The organism is Rhodococcus sp. JG-3, assembly GCF_000482405.1.
Lineage (GTDB): Bacteria > Actinomycetota > Actinomycetes > Mycobacteriales > Mycobacteriaceae > Rhodococcoides > Rhodococcoides fascians.
Window position 1 is genome coordinate 94,816 of sequence record NZ_AXVF01000005.1, and the last position, 18,161, is coordinate 112,976.

General features: G+C 66.0%; 7 protein-coding genes. 6 read left to right on the forward strand and 1 reads right to left on the reverse strand.

The features are described from left to right. Positions 1 to 106: 106 nt before the first annotated feature. The 6 genes from K414_RS0100530 to K414_RS0100555 all read left to right on the forward strand — a co-directional run bounded on the left by K414_RS0100530 (position 107) and on the right by K414_RS0100555 (position 11,855). On the forward strand, positions 107 to 766 hold the full coding sequence (locus tag K414_RS0100530) for a TraI DNA relaxase (protein WP_081701505.1): 660 nt from the start codon (positions 107 to 109) through the stop codon (positions 764 to 766). Continuing rightward, positions 760 to 2,661 carry a type IV secretory system conjugative DNA transfer family protein gene (locus K414_RS25600; protein ID WP_051364826.1) on the forward strand — a complete coding sequence of 634 codons (1,902 nt, stop codon included), beginning with the start codon at positions 760 to 762 and terminating at the stop codon, positions 2,659 to 2,661. The genes K414_RS0100530 and K414_RS25600 overlap by 7 nt, the downstream gene beginning before the upstream one ends. After that, positions 2,658 to 3,140 (forward strand): DUF4913 domain-containing protein, encoded by a 483-nt coding sequence (locus K414_RS28035; protein WP_051364828.1) that lies wholly within the window; start codon positions 2,658 to 2,660, stop codon positions 3,138 to 3,140. Before K414_RS25600 ends, K414_RS28035 begins: the two co-directional genes overlap by 4 nt. Positions 3,141 to 3,388: 248 nt before the next feature. Further along, positions 3,389 to 4,003 (forward strand): hypothetical protein, encoded by a 615-nt coding sequence (locus K414_RS29500; RefSeq protein WP_027494190.1) that lies wholly within the window; start codon positions 3,389 to 3,391, stop codon positions 4,001 to 4,003. 125 nt (positions 4,004 to 4,128) lie between these two features. Beyond that, positions 4,129 to 10,143 carry a helicase-related protein gene (locus K414_RS0100550; protein WP_237606108.1) on the forward strand — a complete coding sequence of 2,005 codons (6,015 nt, stop codon included), beginning with the start codon at positions 4,129 to 4,131 and terminating at the stop codon, positions 10,141 to 10,143. Between the two features lie 488 nt (positions 10,144 to 10,631). After that, entirely contained in the window at positions 10,632 to 11,855 is a 1,224-nt protein-coding gene (locus tag K414_RS0100555; protein ID WP_027494192.1) for a hypothetical protein, read from the forward strand. 45 nt (positions 11,856 to 11,900) lie between these two features. Here K414_RS0100555 and mobF read toward each other — a convergent pair whose 3' ends face one another. Then, positions 11,901 to 18,134 (reverse strand): MobF family relaxase, encoded by a 6,234-nt coding sequence (gene mobF / locus K414_RS25610; RefSeq protein WP_051364831.1) that lies wholly within the window; start codon positions 18,132 to 18,134, stop codon positions 11,901 to 11,903. Positions 18,135 to 18,161: the final 27 nt, after the last annotated feature.

The window sequence follows — 18,161 nt, forward strand, 5'->3', positions numbered from 1 at the left end:
TGTGGGCTGGCCGACGCTCCCAGTGAAGGCCCTCCATGTCGACTTCATTCCTGCTCGTGTCGAGCACTTCCGCGAATCGGTCAGGTTCCGACGGCGGTGTCCGTCGATGAGCATCCAACCGTCTACCGCCGAACTCCAGCGTCGCTCGCAGATCGCTGCTGCCGCCTACGAACGCGGCCGACGCGCCACCCTGGCTGCCGCACGCCGCCGCACCCTGCCCGACCGCGCACACGTCCGCCGCGAGGAAATCCGCTCACGTACTCACTCGTACGAACCGCGTAGTGACAGCCGCGCGTTCGGTCTGCTCGATTCCGACCTCTCGCTGGCGCGGGCTGCGGCATTTCTCGCCGCGACCGGTGTCGCACACGAGCTGATCGCAGCGCAGACCTTCACCGACCCAGTACAGCAGGAGTGGGCGGACGCCACGTTCGACCGCACAGCTGTGCACGAGGATGCATGGCGGGAACGGTTGATCGACAACGGCATCGACGAGGCTGTGCTGCGTCCAGGGCTGTCTCTGGATGCTCTCGAGCTACCGGCCGAGCTCAACGCTCTCGACTTCGACGACATCGCCGAACGCACCCTCGACGTCTCCTCCACCGCTGCGGACGTAGAACCGATCCGTCTGGCCGATCTGATGCTCGAGACACCCCGCCAGAACCGCCCGTCGGAGTCGGTCATCGACATCACCGACCGAGTCGCAAACGTCATCGAAATCGACCGCGGCGTCGACACGGCCACCGGGGCTGGTGTGGACGCATGGTGACCAAGAAGCCGACCTCCAAAGGAGCCGGGACATCGTCGTCGATGTTCCCGCTGATCGCCGTCTCGGTGGTGATCGTGTTGATCGCGCTCGGCTACGGCTCACTATGGCTCGGGCACGTCTTCGTCGACACCGGTGAATCTATCCCCGGCAACCCGTTCGGGGCGCTGTTCTCAGTCGCCGGCGGACAGCTGACCTGGCCGAGCGTGTCGACATGGATCTTCGTGATAGCGGTGATCATCGTCTCCGGTCTCACCGGCGTCGTCACCGCAGCCCGCGCAACGGGCAGCGGCAAGAACGACGTCGACGCCAAGGCCCGCCTGATGGGATCGACATCGAAGCTGACCGGGGTGACCGGCAAGCAGGCACGCGAACGCGCGAAGTCGCTGCGATCCGATCTTGCCGAGTTGGACACCCTCGACGACGCCGACATCGGAGTCGTCGTCGGACGCACCGTCCAGGGCAATCAGAAGGTGTTCATGTCGTGGGAAGACATGCTGTTCGCCCTCGCCGGTCCCCGTATGGGCAAGACTGCGGCGTTGGCGATCGACGCACTGTGCACCGCACCCGGCGCTGCCCTGTTCACCTCGAACAAGCGGGACGGTCATGATTTCACTCGCGGTGTCCGCGAGCAGCTCGGCACGGTGTGGCGCTACGACCTGCAGGGAATCGCCGAAGGGCCGCTCACCACGGGCGACGGGTTCTGGTGGAATCCGCTGCGCGGAATCGACACCATCGTCGCCGCCCGCAAGCTCGCCTCGTACTTCGCTGCCGCCTCGCGCGATGATTCGGCCCGCGTCGATGCCTACTTCGACGGCGGCGCACAGGAATTGCTCGCTCAGATGATGTTCGCGGCCGCGTGCGGTGGCGGAGATCTGCTGCACGTCTACGGCTGGCTGTCCGACGAGGCGAACGAACTGCCCCAGAAGCTGCTGCTGGAGCACGGGCACGCCATCGTCGCGATGCGCCTGAAATCGACCAGCGATCTCAACCCGCGCCAGCGAGATGGCTTGTACGACATGGCTCGCCGGTTCATCGGTCTGCTGGAGGAGAAGTCGTACGCGATGTCGATCCTGCCACCGAACAGAGTCGACCTCTCCACCGACGACACCCCGGACACCACAATCGGTGCCGGAGTGAGGTATCCGCACGCGATGACAGAGTTCGTGGTCGAGAAGTTCGTCACCAGCCGTGACACCCTCTACGCGCTGTCGAAGGAAGGCCCCGATTCGTCGTCGGCGCTGACCACGGCGTTGATCGGGTCGATCATCGACGCTGCGCAACGGATCGCCCGCCGCAGTCCGCGCGGCCGGTTGCCGGTGCCGATGCTGTGCATCCTCGACGAGGCCGCGAACGTGTGCCGCCTCCCCGAGCTGCCCGCGTGGTACTCCCACCTCGGCTCGCAAGGGATCTGCGTGATGACGATCGTGCAGAACCTCTCCCAGGCCCAGAAGGTCTGGGGCCAAGATGGGGTCAAGCAGCTCCTCGATGCCGCGAACTTCCTCTGGTACGGCGGCGGACTGAAAGACAAGAACACCCTCTCCGAACTGTCCGCACTCGTCGGTGACCACGACGTCGAACGCTGGTCCAACTCCCGCAGTGGCGGCGTGTTCGACGGCGGGTCGTCGTCGAAGTCGCAGTCCTGGTCGAAAGAAGCCATCCTGACCGTCGACGACCTCGGAGCGATCCCGAAAACCCGTGCACTGGTATTGATCTCCGGTAACCGGCCGGTGTTGGTGGTGAAGGTGTACTGGTCCGACGGACCGAACGCCGACGGCATCGACTCCTCGTTCGCCCGCTACGGCATCCCCGAAAAGGACCTGATTCAGACCGAGCGAACAGCAGCCCCGACCGCCGAGACGGTCACGGCCATCAGCAACGAGGAGCCGTACCGATGACCGAATACGACGAGACCAGTTTCGACGAGACCGAATTCGACGAGCCGACATTCGACGAGACCGGACACGACGAGACCGGACACGACGAGATCGCCTCGACCGACAAGGAAAAGCCCCGACGATTTGCCACGTTCGATGCCTGGTTCGATGCGTGGTTCTCGGCGATCGTGTCCCGCAAACTCTCGACCTCGCCCGGCAAGAACCAGGTGTTCTGCCCGAGTTGGTGGGAGCACCCCGAAGTCGTGGTGCGGCTGCACTCGTTGTGGACTGCATGGGAGTCCGCGACGGCCGCCGATGACGACGGGGCGGCGATGTCGGGGTGGTGGGTCCATCACGCCGACCCTCAGTTGCGCACGATGCTCGACGCCGAGCACGGCCCGATGTACCGGTGCAGCCGCGATTCCCATCAGAACACCCCGGCGCTGCGCAACGAGTTCGTCGCTGCACCGCCCGGATGGTTCGACGACTTGGGCGTCTGACCGCACAACCTGACACAACCCCTGACCGAAATAGCCAGAGGCCCTGGTGGGTGGCTAGACCCACCAGGGCCGATGTGGCCGGAGAGTGCGTCTCCGACCGACGACGACGGTAGCGACCGCCTCCCACCACAGCAGGTGCGGGTTGCGTATGCCCGTCTCGCCCGACTCCAGGAGCGCACCCACCATGGCCAAAGATTCCGACGATTTCCAGCTCGATTTGTTCGCCGAGACAGAGGACAGTGAGACCCATGATCGACCCGATAACGCAAGAAATAATGAAGCTGTATCTCGAGCATCAGGGGCTGCCGCCGGAGCTGAACCCGGACGATCAGCAGGAGTTCCTCGAGCGAGAGAGCGAGCGGATCGCGGAGCGGATCGACAACATGAAGGTCCACATGCAGAGCCAGGTTCTGGAGAGGTATCTGCGGGAGAACGGGGAGCCGGCCCCGTTCATGGAGCAGGTGGGGTTGATCAACCAGGCGTGGGCGCAGGCGACGGACTTCGTGATCAACGAGGAGATCTACAACCAGCTCCCGGTGGAGATGGAGGCCTACCCACCGGATCAGGAGAGCCCGGAAGCGGAAGCGGAACGGGACCGGGCACGGATCCAGGTGCACCGGAGCGATCCGGAGAGGTGGCGCGATCCGCTGAACTGCGCGGATCCGATCCAGTCGACGTTGTGGCTGACGGACGCACTGTGGAAAGACAGGCCGGTGCAGTTCCGGTACTACGCGATGCATCTGCTGCAGGCGAGGATCGAGGACGACCTGCCCTACCCGACGTCGCAGAGCCACCCGCTGTTTCCGTCGTTCACGAGCCTGCTCGACGAGAGGGTGGCCGAGCACGCGGCAAGCGGAAAGTAAGCCGCCGCAGCGAATCCGACGCCCAACTGGATCTGTTCGCGTTCGACGCCGACGGGGCCGCACCGATCGACCCGAGCGCCGCCGATATCGGCGGGACACCGCTCCCCGACCCGGTCGATCCCGAGATCCTCGGTGCCGATGCCGCTTCTGCTGCCGACATCGAACCGGACGTTGCTGTGCAGATCGCGGCACCGACACCGACGGAACTCGTGCGCGATGCCTACGGACGGCTTGCGCGCGAGGACGAGGCGTCCGTGCGGCTGGTCCGGATCCGCGCCGACCTCGCCGGCGCTCTGACCGACGCGCAGATCACCGACGCACTCATGGAGCTGCGGCGCGACGGCGACATCTCTCTGATTCCCGAAGAGAACCAGAAGACCCTCGGTCCCGACGATCACGCTGCAGCGATCACCTTCGGCAACCAGAACCGGCACCTGATCGCCATCGATGGTCGCCGCGTCGACCAACTCCTGCCCGCGCAGAGCACTCCCCCACCCACCGTCGAGACCGACTCCCCGACAGCACAACCGGTGCCGGAAACGACCGCAGTCCCGGACACCACTGAAGGGATGGTGGTCGACACGCAGACGGTCGCCGAGCGATTGTGGAATGTCGAGCCCGTGGACTTCCGGCCGGGCACAGAGGTTCTGGTTCCGTCCGGAGCAAAGGCGCGGGTGGCGGCGAACATCGAGGCGCTACACACCCTCGCCGCCGTCACCGCGCAGGATCGCTACGCCACCGCCGACGAGCAAGCCGTCCTAGCGCGCTGGTCGAGTTGGGGTGCGACCCCGCAGGTGTTCGACCCACGCCGCGACGACTGGAGTGCCGAACGCGAGCAGGTCCGCGCTCTGCTCGACGACACCGCGTGGGCGCAGGCGCAGCGGACCATCCTCAACGCTCACTACACCGACCCGGCTATCGCCGCGGCGATGTGGCAGGCCACCATCCGGGCCGGGTTCACCGGCGGCCGGGTTCTCGAACCCGGTTGCGGGGCAGGGACGTTCATCGCTCACGCTCCGGCGTCGGCGCAGATGGTCGGGGTGGAGCTCGACGCCACCACTGCCGCGATCGCCGCGGCGTTGAACCCGTCGGCGCAGATCCGCGGCGAAGGATTCGAGAAGACCACCGCACCGGCGTCCTCGTTCACCGCTGCGATCGGCAACGTCCCGTTCGGCGACTACCGGCTCTACGACCCGGTCCACAACCAGGCCAAGCACTCGATCCACAACCACTTCATCGTCAAATCGTTGGCGATGACCGCACCCGGTGGCTATGTCACCGTCCTGACCTCCCGCTACACCCTCGACGCCCAGAACCAGCGGGCCCGACGCGACATCGCCGCCCTCGGCGACCTCGTCGGGGCAGTCCGGTTGCCGTCCACCGCATTCCGTCGTGTCGCCGGGACGGAGGTCGTCACCGACATCCTCGTGCTGCGTCGCCGCCCCGAAGGGGCAAAACCCGCGCCGCTGACAGACCGGTTTCTGCAGCTCGACAACGCGACCGCGCTCGATGATGCCGGCGAGGACAAGGGCGTGCCGATCAACGCCGTCTACACCGATCACCCCGAATGGGTACTCGGTGAGCTGAGGGTCGGGCACGGCATGTACGGGGGCGACACTCTCTCCGTCGCCGCACACGACGGCGTCGACCTCCCTGCCCTGGTCGAAGAGCGGCTCGGTGTCATCGTCGACGCCGCGAAAGCTGACGGTCTCGGACACACCGCATCCTGGCGCGACACCCTCGGCCCGACCCGCGAGGACTTCGAGCGAGGTTTGCTCGCAGCAGGACGCGGCCCCGCCGAGAACGATCTGGCTGTGGCAACACTGCGCCACGACGACCAGGCGAACACGATCGAATGCTGGAACTCTCGGGAGTGGGAGCCGGTGAACACCCGCGGAGCCAAACAGGTCGCTGAATGGGGCGAGCTGCTGGCCCTGCGCGACACCACCCGCGCGTTGATCGAGTCGCAGAAGGACGCTGCTACCAGTCCAGGGCAGCGGCAAGCCTTGCGGGAGATCCTCGGTGAGCAGTACGACGCCTACGTCGCCCGCTACGGCTATATCAACCGGTTCGCGATGACCGTGCCCAAAGACCTCACCGAAGCCCAGCACGACGCCGCTCTGACGAAATTGATAGACACCTGGCGTAAGGACGAAGGGGTCGCCGGAGACCCCTACGCCGGGGAGATCCCCGAAGACGTCTACGACCGCCTGTCCGACGATGCCTGGATCAACCCCCGACAGCCCACCAAGCTCCAAAGCCACCTCGGCAAAGCGCTACGCACCGATCCGACGTTCGCGCCGGTTTTCGCGCTCGAACACTTCGACGAGGAGACGATGACCGCCCGTAAGGCGGCAATCTTCCACACCGATGTCCTGCATTCACGTGAGTTGCGGGACTATGCCGAAACCGTTGACGAGGCGATGGCCATGAGTCTCGACGAGCAGGCGCGTCTGGACGTCGGACGGATCGCCGAACTGCTCGGCACCATCGTCGAGCAGGCCGAGACGCAGATGGAAGGGCGGGCCTTCCGCACGCTGACCGATCCGACCCGGTGGGTGTCATCGTCGACGTATCTGTCGGGCAATGTCCGCACCAAACTCGCCGACGCCGAAGAGGTCGCCGCCCTCGATCCCCGCTACCAGGCGAACGTCGACGCATTGACCGCGGTCATCCCGCCGCGCAAGACCGACGTCGATGTCTCACTCGGTGCCCCGTGGGTGCCGATCGAGACCTACACCCAGTTCGTCCGCGAGACGTTCGAGGTGCCGAGCGATGTCTCGGTGACCATCGAACGGGCGTCGGGCCGCTGGGAGGTCGCTGTCGGCCACTACCCGGGCAGCAACGAGCAGGACCTCAAGTGGGCACTGATGCCCAAACGTCACGCATGGTCGACGAAGTTCAACTTCGAGCACCGTCCCGCCGAAGACCGCGGGATCGCCAACGCCGGGATGCGCGCTGGGGACTACACATGGAAAGAGCTTCTCCAAGACCTGCTCAACAGCGACACCGTCGAGATCACCAGCTCGAAGGAGTTCCGTGATCGTGCTGGCGCGGGCGCAATCCACGATGCTGCGACCCGCGCCGCGCAATCGAAGGCCCGGCGGCTCTCACAAGAGTTCGGGCAGTGGGCGCTGCACGCCGACGAGGTGCGCCGCGAGCAGCTCCTCGACATCTACAACGACAAGTTCAACTCCCTTGTCGCACCGGTGCATTCGGGTGCACATATGTCCTTCCCCGGTCTCGGGGACAAGTACTCGCCGTATCCGTACCAGCGCGACGCAGCGGCTCGGATCGTCTCCGAACCGACAGTGCTGCTCGATCACGTCGTCGGGGCCGGCAAGACCGGCACCATCTTGATGGGCGCGATGGAGCTCAAACGTCTCGGGCTGGCGAACAAGCCGTGGGTGGTGGTGCCAAACCACATCATCGACCAGGTCGTGCGCGAAGCGGGCCAGTGGTATCCCGGCGCGCGAATACTCTCCGGATCCGCCGCCACCGACGCCGAAGGGCGCCGATTGCTCGTCGCGCAGTCCGCCTCGCAGGACTGGGACATCGTCATCGTGCCGCGGTCGGTGTTCTCCTCGATCGGTGTCGACCCCGGTACCAAAGCGGAATACATTCGTGGGCAGGTCGCCGAGCTGGACGACGAACTCGGCAACGTCGACGAAGGTCTGACCAAAAAGCGGCTCGAAGCGATGAAAGCCAAGCTCGAGGAAAGGCTCGAAACCGCCCTCGAACAGGCCGGGAAGGACCGTGGGCTCACGTTCGAGGCGTCCGGTGCGGACTACCTGTTCATCGACGAAGCCCACGAGTTCAAGAACCTGGCGCGCGCCTCCGGTGTGACCGAGCTTGCCAATTCCGGCTCGCACCGGGCGACCGACATGGATCTGAAACTGAACTATCTGCGGTCGATGCGCCGCGAGGAAGCGATCACCAAAGGCATCCCGCCGGAGGAGTACATCGAGCGGGTCGCTACGTTCGCCACCGGCACCCCCGTCGCGAACTCCCTCGCCGAGCTGTGGGTGATGCAGCACTACCTGCGGCCCGATCTCCTCGAGGACGCCGGGGTGGCCACGATCAACGACTGGGGAGCGACGTTCACCGACACCGTCGAGCGGGTCGAGCTGAACTCGTCCGGATCACGGTTGCGGGCCGTCACTCGGGTCGGGGAATTCACCAACGTCGGTGATCTCATCGGCATGACCAGCGTCTACACCGACGCGGTTACCCGCGATCAGGTGTCGGCGAACCTGCCCGTCAAGGACGGTGGCCGCAACACCGACGTCACCTTCACCCCGGCCCTCGAGGTGCAGGACTTCATCGCCGACCTCGGGTATCGCGCCGACCATGCCGACGCCAAACGCCCGGACATCGACAATGCCCTCAAGGTCGCCAACGACGGCCGCAACGCCACCCTCGACCCTAGGGTCGCGCATCTCGATCCGGCACCACCGGAGCATTCCCGCGCCCACATCGTCGCGCAACGAATCCTCGACGTGCACAACGACTCCAGCGAGAACACCTACCTCGACTCGGCCGGTGCACCGCATCCGACACCGGGGGCATTGCAGATCGTGTTCTGCGATCGCTCCACCCCGAAAGCCGACGGGTCGTGGTCGATCTACGACGGGATCCGCGACGAGCTGCTCGCCGGCGGGATGGAGCCCGCCCGGATCGCCTACGTTCACGACTACCCGAAGCCGTCGGAGAAGGCCCGCTTGTTCGAGATGTGCCGCACAGGACGTGTGTCGGTGGTGTTCGGGTCCACCGAGAAGATGGGCACCGGCACCAACATCCAGGACCGCGCAATCGCCCTGCACCATGTCGACGTGCCATGGCGACCGGCCGACCTCGAGCAGCGGGAGGGCCGAATCATCCGGCAGGGCAACCAGAACGCGCACGTGAAGGTGTTCAACTACGTCGCCGAAAAGACCTTCGACACCGTCATGTGGCAGACCGTGCACCGCAAGGCACATTTCATCGAACAGCTCAAGAAAGCGGACCGCTCGATGCGCCGCGTGGTCGACCTCGACAGCGATTCGCTCGCCGAGAACTCGGCCATGACCAAAGCCCTCGCCACCGGCGACGATCGCTACATCCAGCAGATCGAACTCGACTCCCAGCTCCAGGAGCTCCAGTCCGAAGCGGATTCGCATTTCGCCGAGCAACGCTCCATCGAACGCGACCGCGACCGGCTGCGCCGCGAAGTACCTCGCGCTCGCCAGCGTGTCGCCGGATTGAAAGAAGCAGCACCGGTGCTCAAAGGCCGGCGCGAGGTCGAGCAGTGGCCCGGCATGACCATCCGCGGGAAGTTCTACGACACCCGCAGCGACGCCGCGAACGCGATGGCCAACGCTCTACAGGGCACCTACCAGGCCCTCAAGGGCGAAGGATTGACCAAGACGATGGTGGTCGCGGAGATGAGCGGATTCCCGATCGAGGCGTCCCGTTCCATGCAGGCCAGTGCGCTATATCTCTCGTTCTCCGGTCTCGGGTCGTCGACGAAAGTGATCGAAGCCCATGATCTGTATCCGAGGATCGGGGACGGGGAGCGCAGCCAACATTCACTCGGTCTGCTCACGCGGGTGGAGAACATGGCCTACACCGTCGACACCGACCTTGCGAAGGCCGAGCGCTCACTCGATCGAGACGAGCAACGCCTCGACGATCTCGAACTGGTCGAGCTGTCCGATTTTCCGAAAGCAGTGCAGCTCAGGGATCTTTCGGACGAAGTTTCCCGATTGCGGCGAGAAATCAAGGAGGCCGAAACGAGTCCCGAAGCCCTCGCACGGGACGCTGCACGGGCCGAACGCGCTGCAGCGAAGGGCCGCGAGCCGAAGTGGTCGCTGCTGCTCAACCCCACCAAAGCCCTCGTCGAAGATCTCGGAATGGGAAGCGCAGATGATGTGCGGGCAATGATGCACGCCAAATCTGTTGCTGCTCAACATGCGGGCGCGCAGAGCGCAGGTGGAGTCGAACATGTGCAACCGCGCGACACATCGACCCGCCCCGGCAACTTCCTCCGTGCGGTGAACGACGACCCCGGAACTGCCAAGCCGTGGCACGGCAGGAACAAGGAGGGACCGGGGCCAGGTCACACCAACGAACCGGACAACGGGTACGACCTCGACACGTAGAACAAGCTGCCCCGGAACGAGGTCTCGTTCCGGGGCAGCTTGTTCTGTCAATGGTGTTCAGATGGCCGTGAGCGTCAGCACCGTCCACGATCTTCTGGTTGTAGAGGTAGGACGCAGAAAACGAAGGTCGTCGTGCGGTTCTGGTTCAATGAGGCATGTCCGAAGTCGCGCCCGAAGAACCTGCTGAGGCTGATCCCGTACACGCGCGGTTCGTCGTCCTGGACACCAACATGTCCGGACACAAAGGAGAGTTCGACGCCTCGTGGGTGCAGGGACTAGCGGCGCGCCTCGCTGCCCAGGGAGTCCAGTTGTGGGTTCCTCAAGTAGTCACCTGGGAATGGGCTGACCACGCTGCGGCAACACAAGCAGAAGTGCTACCAGGGCTCCGCAAACTTGACCATCTGGATATCCCCGGGATGCCAGGTGCTCCGACCAAGACGCTGACCAGAACTGAAATCGCTAGCGCGATCGAGGAGACCTTACGGCGAATGTCGAACGTCGAGGTCGTCCCAGTGCACGGCGGGTCTGCCATCCAGGCCCTCAAAGATCAGATTCTTCTGACGGGGCCCGGGGTCCGAAAAGACGGAGTCAAGACCGGAGCCGCCGACTCGGCACTGGTGCGCGACTCGACAGAGCACATCGGACGACACAGGGTCGGTGAACTCGCATTTCTGAGCAGCAACAAAGGTGACATCTACAAGACCCTTGGCACCATCGCTGGTGGTCAAGATGTCAAGGTGTTCGGGAACGAAAAGGCGTTGATGGACGGACTCGCGTCCTCTCGTGCCGAACGGAAGCAAGAAGCCGAACAGAGACTGGAGAACGCCGAGGTCCGCAGCGCCATCGTCAAACATTTTCGGGATGCAGAGCAGGATCTGCACGACAGCGACGACGGACACGGCGTGCCGGCGGAGTCGTGGGCGACCAGGTTGGTCGCCGAGATCGATCTGTCAGGATTGCCCTCCAATCCTGGCGCACAGTTCGATCAGGTAACCGATGTTCAAGTCCACCCGAACTCGCATGTCGTGGGCATCTCAGGCGTAAGTGTCGACGAGTCCGAAACAGGAGACATCCGCTACGCCTCGTTCGATCTGAACTTGGACACCGTTATTCAGGTCGAGGGGTACACGGTCGACAATCGCGACGGGTCGATCTTTTCAGGCAACGACGAAGTGGACGCTCTGCTCCAGATCGGATGTGTCGCAGAATTACGGGCCACCGAGGTAGTGAACGTTCGCCAGGTCGATCGAGCAATTGTCGCTGACTTGGACTTGAATTTCGGTGATGAGACGGATGCGCAGGAATGGCTGGCCGAATATCTGAGCGAGTTGACAGGCACCCGCGTCCAGGACGACCCTGCAGTCGGGGGCGGTAGCGTACCCGCTCGCAAGACCTTGGTCACTGCGGCCGGGCAGCTGGTCGCGAGCATTCACTTCGAGCACCCGCACCCCGACTCCGCTGCGGGCGACGGTGCAGTCTGGTCCGCTAGTTTCGCTGTGGGACCCGACGATGAATTGGTGATTGCCGGTGGCGTCGAGTGCCTCTACGACTCGTCTGCCGAATTGCAACTGGGAGACGATGACGTCATCTACGTGTCCCCTCCATACAGGTTGAGCCCGGACGACGCTTCGTTCATCGAACTCTTGGCCAAGGTTGCAGATGCCGCGGTCGCCGCCGAATTGGCCGCTGTACAGGCAGAAACCGATGAGTGATCTCAACGCAGAACTGGCCTCACCGATGTTCCGGTATCCGGAAGATCAGAGTCCGTAGTCGTTATCGTGCTGGCGTTCGGTGACGACAGGGTCGGACTGGTGTTCCGGATGCATTGACTGCGTGCGGGTGTGTGACCGCCCGGGGCTAGGCGCGTCGGCGACCAGGCGCGCGATTCGCTTTTTCGCGTCCGAGTCGACCGGTTCGATGCCGGTGACGCGGTTGTCGGTGTCGGTGAGCCCTTCGATCGAGGAGGTCTCCACTGGGCGCGCTGTACCAGCGACGGCACGCACGCGCTGTTCGGCAGCATGACGTTCTCCGGCCAACGTCACTGCCCGCAGACGCCGCCCTCGTTCGGTGATGGCGGTATCGAACACAGCCGCGGCTGCAAGGTCGGCGGCACGATGGTCCGGGTCGGCAGCGCGTGCCGTGATCGCGGACCATTCGCTGGTCTCGGCCCGCACCCGGCCGGCGGCGTCGCGGGCGGCGCGTTGAGTGTCTTGGACTTGGCGGGCGAGGCGTTCTTCCCGTAGTCGTGCGTCGGCGGCTGCAGGTTCGAGGGTTTTGCGGTCGCGTCGCTTCGCGGTCGACAGCTGCTCGGTGAGCGTCGTGTGTTCGGTGTGTGCGGTGTGTGCGGCCTCGTATTGCGCGGTGACTCGGCGGAGTTCGGCTGCGATTTCGCGGGCGGCAACGATGGCTGCGGCTTGCTCGTCGAGTCGGGCGTACAGCTTCTCCGTGTCCGCGACGACCCTCGGTTCGGTGCGCGATCGTCCGGCGCGGTCGACGAACGCGATCAACTCCGCGTCCGGGACAAGCCGGATCGGGTCCTGTTCCATCTTTGCGAGCAAGGCGGCGTCGGCGGGCGAGAGCACCGGTTGCGGATCGGCGACGGTCTCGGCGGTGTCCTGTGCCGACAGCTCTGTCGGGGCCTGCGGTTCCGGCTCGCGCTGCTCGACCACGGTGTCAACGACTGGTGCGTCGACGGCCTCGGCGGCGGGCAGTACTTGCCTTGACGGGGCCTTGGTGTCGGTCATCGCGGCACGCATCGCGGCCTGTTCCGCTCGCCACAGCATCGCTTCGGTGCGGTCGACGTCGGCTTTGAGTTCGGCGAGGGCGGCGAGGTCGATGCTCTCGGCCGCCAGGCGTGCGGTGGTGACGTCGGCGGCGGTGACTTCTCCTCCGTCGGCGGCGGTGACGCGCTCGTATTCGGCGGCTGCCTCGTGTGCACGGGTGCGGGCGGCGGTCGCTGCGTCGTCGGCGAATCCGGCGCGCCAGATCTCCCAGTCGAGACCGCGAGCGGCAAGTGCACGCGCGTCGTCGTCTTCGGCTGCTGCGACATCGGCGGCGACCGCGGGCCGGATGACGGTGTCGATGCGGTGCCAGAGTGCTTCGGCCTCGAACTCAGTGTCCATCCAGTCCTGGCGGGCATCGAGCATTTCGATCCGGGCGGGGCGTTGCCGGTCGGCCCTCTCCTGCAGCTCGTCGAGCATCGCGGCTGCGTTCAGCAACGTGGGGCTGGTGCCGTCGGCGATCTGCGCGCGCAAGCTGAGGTGTTCGGTCTTCGCTACGGCGAGGTCGGCGGTGAGCAGTCGGACTCGTTCGTCTGCGGTGACCGTCGGGTACGGCAACGCCAGCACTGTCGCGTGCTTGAGCATCGCCGCGTAGGGATCCACCTCGCCGGCCTCGCTGGCCTCGTTGCCGTCGGGCTCCACCACGGCAACGGGTTCGCTGTCGTAGCCGTCGTACTCCGGCGGCGGCGGCGCGTCGTACTCGACCGGTGCGTCGAGTGCGTCGAGTGAGGCCAGGTAGTCGGCATCGGAACCGTCGGGGATCGACGGCGAGGTGGCGTCCGGTGCGGTTCCTGTATCGCCGAGACCTGCACTGGCCGTGGAACGGCGGGTGGGAATGTGTGGCTCGACGAGTGCGGCGAACTCCTCGGGCAGCTCAGCGCCGCTGGTGTCACCGACGGCGGTGTCGACGGGTGCGAGGGCTTCCTCGTCCTCGGCCGAGAGCGGTTCGACATCGGGTGGGATGTAGGTGCGGGCGAGGTGGTTTTCCCGTACCAGCATCTCGGCCCGCCACGTCAGCGCGGTGGCGAGTTCGTGGGCGGGCAGGGTGACCCCGTGATCGACCGGGTCGATGCCGCCGTGCAGGAACTCGTACGCCGTCCCGAGCAACTGCCCCGGTGTCCACATGCCCGGGTCGGCGGCGTCGACGGTCGCCACGAGCGAGGGCCACGCCGGATCCGACATCACCCGCACGGCGGCGGTGTAGCCGAGCAGTTCGGTCAGTACCGGTGCCCACGATGGTTCGAGGGCCGCGCCGTCGGTGTCGGCGTCGAGCGCGGCGGCGGAGAGTTCACCGGACAGTCGCCACCACAGTGCGGCAGCGGGCAGCTCGTCCGGTAGCGGCGAGGTGGCGAGGGAGTCGCGGACGAGGGTGTGGACTTCGATTCCGGCGCGAGCGGCGGCGGAGAGTCGGTCGGCGAGGATCGGGAAGTACGGATCGCGGGCGATGTGGGTGTCGAGTTCGTCGACGAACGGACGCCACCGCTTCACGGCGTCGTTGGTGGTGCCGATGACGGTCTCGGCGCGGCGGTCGAGGCTGCGTTGCGCTCTCACCGATGCGGCGGCAAGCTGCTCCGGTCCGGTCGGGCGTCGGTCTGCCGGGTCGACGCCGTGGGCGGCGCGGAACACCGCGAGATCGGTGAGCAGTTCGAAGTCGGGTTCGTCGGTGAGCAGCGGGCGCGCCCACACCGGTGCAGTGGTCGGTGTCCACGTGGCGACGTCGGCGGCGATGCGGTCCCGGTGCGTGGTGATGGCGTCGGCGCGGGCGTCGAGGTAGCTCGCCCACTCCGGTTCTTTGCGCAGTGCGTCGGGGATGGCGGGCAACCACGGCAACGGTCCCTGCGTAGATGTTCCGCGCGCTGCGGAGTGGCGTCCGGTGGAGTCGAGTCGCCAGTCCAACACCGCGGCTCGGTCGAAGGCGCTACCGAGTTCGCGTTCGGTGATCGCGGTGTTCAGTGCGGCGACCGGGTCGCGTCCTTGTGCGGCGAGGATCGCGAGGTGTCCACGCAGGACCGGCCATGCGGCGTCGTCGGTGAGACCGGCGATCGCGGCGTCGGCGGCGGTGTCGATCGCGGCCATCACTGTGGGTCCGGCGAGGACTTCGCAGGCGGTGGCAACGGAGTAGTCGTAGGCGTTCGCGGCCGGTGCCAGATGCGTGTGCGGGTCGTCGGCGGCGGCGAGGGTCGAGTGCGCGGAGACCTGTGCGCCGTCACGGCGCAGGATCGCCCGGAAGTCGTCGACTGCGGTCGGGGGCAGCATTCCGCGTTCGGTCATCGCGGTGTGCAGGTCGCCGTCGGAGGCGGTCGCGAGATACATGTGGTTGTTCAGTCGCCCGCGTGTGAGGGCGACGTACGCGAGCTGGCGGGTTTCCTCGCCGGTGGCCACGACATGGCAGGTGTCGGCGGTCGAACCCTGTGCGGAGTGCACGGTGCCGGCGTAGCCGAGTTCGGTGGCGGACTGGACGTAGTCGGCGTCGAGGGTGACGGTGCGGCCGAGTTCGAGGTGCCGTACGAGGAGTGATCCGTCGTGGCCGACGTCTTCGACTTCCCAGCGGTCACCGTTGCGGACCCAGTCGGTCTGCGAGAGCGGGTTGCGGCGATCGTTGGAGCGGGTGCGGACGATGTCCCCGACGCTGGCGCGGAGGCCGTCGGCGAGGACTGCTTCACGTCCGACTTTCGTGTCGGTGGCGGCGAGGCGGTCGGTGCGGGCGCGGGTGTTGAGTTCGGCGACGAGTTCACGGGTCGGTGCGAGCAGCAGTGCGTCTTTGCCGTCGGCGCGGTCGGCACTCCATGCGCTGTAGGCGTCGTCGGTGACGGTGGCGATCGAGCCGACGTGCAGCCGGGAGTGGTCGATGTAGAAGCCGATCGCGGCGTCGTCGCCGTCGCGCAGTGCGAGTGATGCTGCGCCTTCGGCCGCGCCGGTGACCGGGTCGCGGAACCGCACCACCTGCGAGAGCGTGAGCGCGCCGACGCGGTCGTGGATGTCGCGCAGGACACCGCCGGATGCGACGGAGGCGAGCTGTTGATCGTCACCGATCAGCCGGACCGTTGCACCGCGTTCGGCGAGGGCGGTGACGGCGTCGTCGAGGTCGAGGGTGCCGGTCATCCCTGCTTCGTCGACGATGACGAGAGTGTCCTCGCCGATCGCGGAATACCACTCGGGAACGGACACCGGATCGCCGTTACGCAAGCGCTTGGTGATGTCGACGAACTTCGCCAACGTATCCGTTGTCGTCAAGATATCTTGACGCAGGACTGCGGCGGCGGCGGCGGTCGGTGCGAACCCGACGACGTGTCCGCCTGCGTTCTGCCAGGATCGTGTCAGTGCGGTCATGGCGGTGGTCTTGCCGGTTCCGGCGGGTGCGAGTGCGAGCTGAAGTTTCGCACCGGAGGTGGCCATCGCGCGCACCAGTGAGCGTTGTCCGGCGTTGAGTTCGCGGCCGTTCGCAGCGGATTCGAGCAGTGCCATTTCCACGTGCTTGTCGGGGAGGGCAACGCCGTCGTTGCGTTGCGCGAGGGCGACGATGCGCGCTTCGGCGTCGAGGACGGCAGTGGTGGTGAACAACGTTGCTTCGTGGCGGGTGTGCACGTCGCGGCCGTCGCGGCGGCGCATCACATTGGGGGCGACGTCTGCGGCGACGTCGTCGCCTGTCTCGTCCCCCAGGGTGACGGCGTGGTCGGTGCTGCACGCGCGGTTGGTGATCGCCTCGACGAGTTCGGTGATGCGATCGGCCGGCGGGTTCGCGGTGCGGACTTGCCGGATCGCTTCGGCGCGGATGTTGTGCCGTTGGTAGCGCGAGCGTGCACGGGAAACGACCTCGACGACGTCGGCGGCGGTGTAGTCGATCCAGCGCGGGTCGTCGATGTCCACGCTCGCCCGGGTGCGCTTCTTGCCGGTCACCTCGGCCACCATTGTCGCCAGTGCCGTCGGTGATCCGAGTACGTCGACCGCCTCTGCGCGCCACCCGCTGCGTTGCTCGGCGTGTGACCGCGGTTCGTGTTTGGCCTGCCGGGTTTCCAGGGTCGCGCGCTGCGCGAGACGTATCGCTTCGATGGCGGTCGGTTCGCGGTGATGCTCGGCCTGGAACGCGCGTGCGAGTTCGGCAGTGCGTACGACGATGGCGGCGTTGCGCGAAGACCAGCGTTCGGCCAGTCGTGTGTCGAGGCCGACGATTTCGCGGACGGGACGCTTGGATCGGCCCTCGCTCGGGCGTTCGGCGAAGTCGACGCCGATGCGTTCGCGCAGTTGCGCTTCGAGGGCGGTGTTGTAGACCTCGGAGGCGGGAACGTTGTTGCGGTACAACGCGGCACCGTCGAGCGCGAGCCACTTTGTCGTCCCGTCCGGCAGCGTCGTGGAAACCTTGTTGGAGATCGCGACGTGGGTGTGCAGGTTCGGATCCCCCGCGCGCGAATCGCGGTGAGTAAACGCTGCGGCGATCAACCCGTTCGCGTCGACTTGCGCGACACCGCCGTTGCCGAGACGGGTGAAGCAGGCGTGCTCTTCGAGGTACTCGAGTGCTGCTGCGATCGCGGCGTCGTGCGCTGCTTCGATCTCCTGCGAGATCTCACGCGGCGCAACAGCCCACAGCGCCGACACACTTTTCACGGGCGTGAAGGTGAGGTCGAACCCGGCGACGGCTTTGGTGTTCTGCCGCCCCGATTTGGCGACCCACCCGGACAGTTCACGCTCGTCGGCCGGGGCGCGTCCGTACTCGCGCTCGAACATCTCCCGTGCGACGCGGGTCCGGATCGTCGCCCGCGATTCGCCTTCGATCGGTGCGTTCCACTTCTCGCCGGCCGCGAGATTGTGCTCGACGAACGCCTTCGCGCACGCCACCCGATAGTCCGACGCGCCGTTGTCGATCTTGAACGCCCGCCCGAGCTTGATCGCCGCCGACGCCGCACGCTCGGCGTCCTTCGTCGACGCACCGGCAGCGAGCTCGGCCGCGAACCTCTCCGCGTACATCGTGTCGGCCTCGGGATGCAGACCGTCACCGAACAGCGCCTTCATGTGCGCCTCGGAGACATGCTCGCCCGCACCGATCGTCTCCAGCTCGGCGAGACCGGACCCGGTCCAGCGGCCCGGTGACTCCCCCTTCTCGGAGTAGTACTCGGCCAGTGACGCGGCCCCTCGTTCGGTGGAATCTGCTGCTGCAACCTGCCTGGTCAGGTACGTATACCCGTCCCCAGCGGTGAGCTTGTGCAGACCCATCATGGACCGGACCCTACCAGCGAAATCCGA

What these genes read in the sequence shown, in the direction of transcription:
- K414_RS0100530 (WP_081701505.1), top strand. Translation starts at nt 107, where the DNA reads ATGAGCATCCAACCGTCTACCGCCGAACTCCAGCGTCGCTCGCAGATC.
- K414_RS25600 (WP_051364826.1), top strand. Translation starts at nt 760, where the DNA reads ATGGTGACCAAGAAGCCGACCTCCAAAGGAGCCGGGACATCGTCGTCG.
- K414_RS28035 (WP_051364828.1), top strand. Translation starts at nt 2,658, where the DNA reads ATGACCGAATACGACGAGACCAGTTTCGACGAGACCGAATTCGACGAG.
- K414_RS29500 (WP_027494190.1), top strand. Translation starts at nt 3,389, where the DNA reads ATGATCGACCCGATAACGCAAGAAATAATGAAGCTGTATCTCGAGCAT.
- K414_RS0100555 (WP_027494192.1), top strand. Translation starts at nt 10,632, where the DNA reads ATGTCGAACGTCGAGGTCGTCCCAGTGCACGGCGGGTCTGCCATCCAG.
- mobF (WP_051364831.1), bottom strand. Translation starts at nt 18,134, where the DNA reads ATGATGGGTCTGCACAAGCTCACCGCTGGGGACGGGTATACGTACCTG.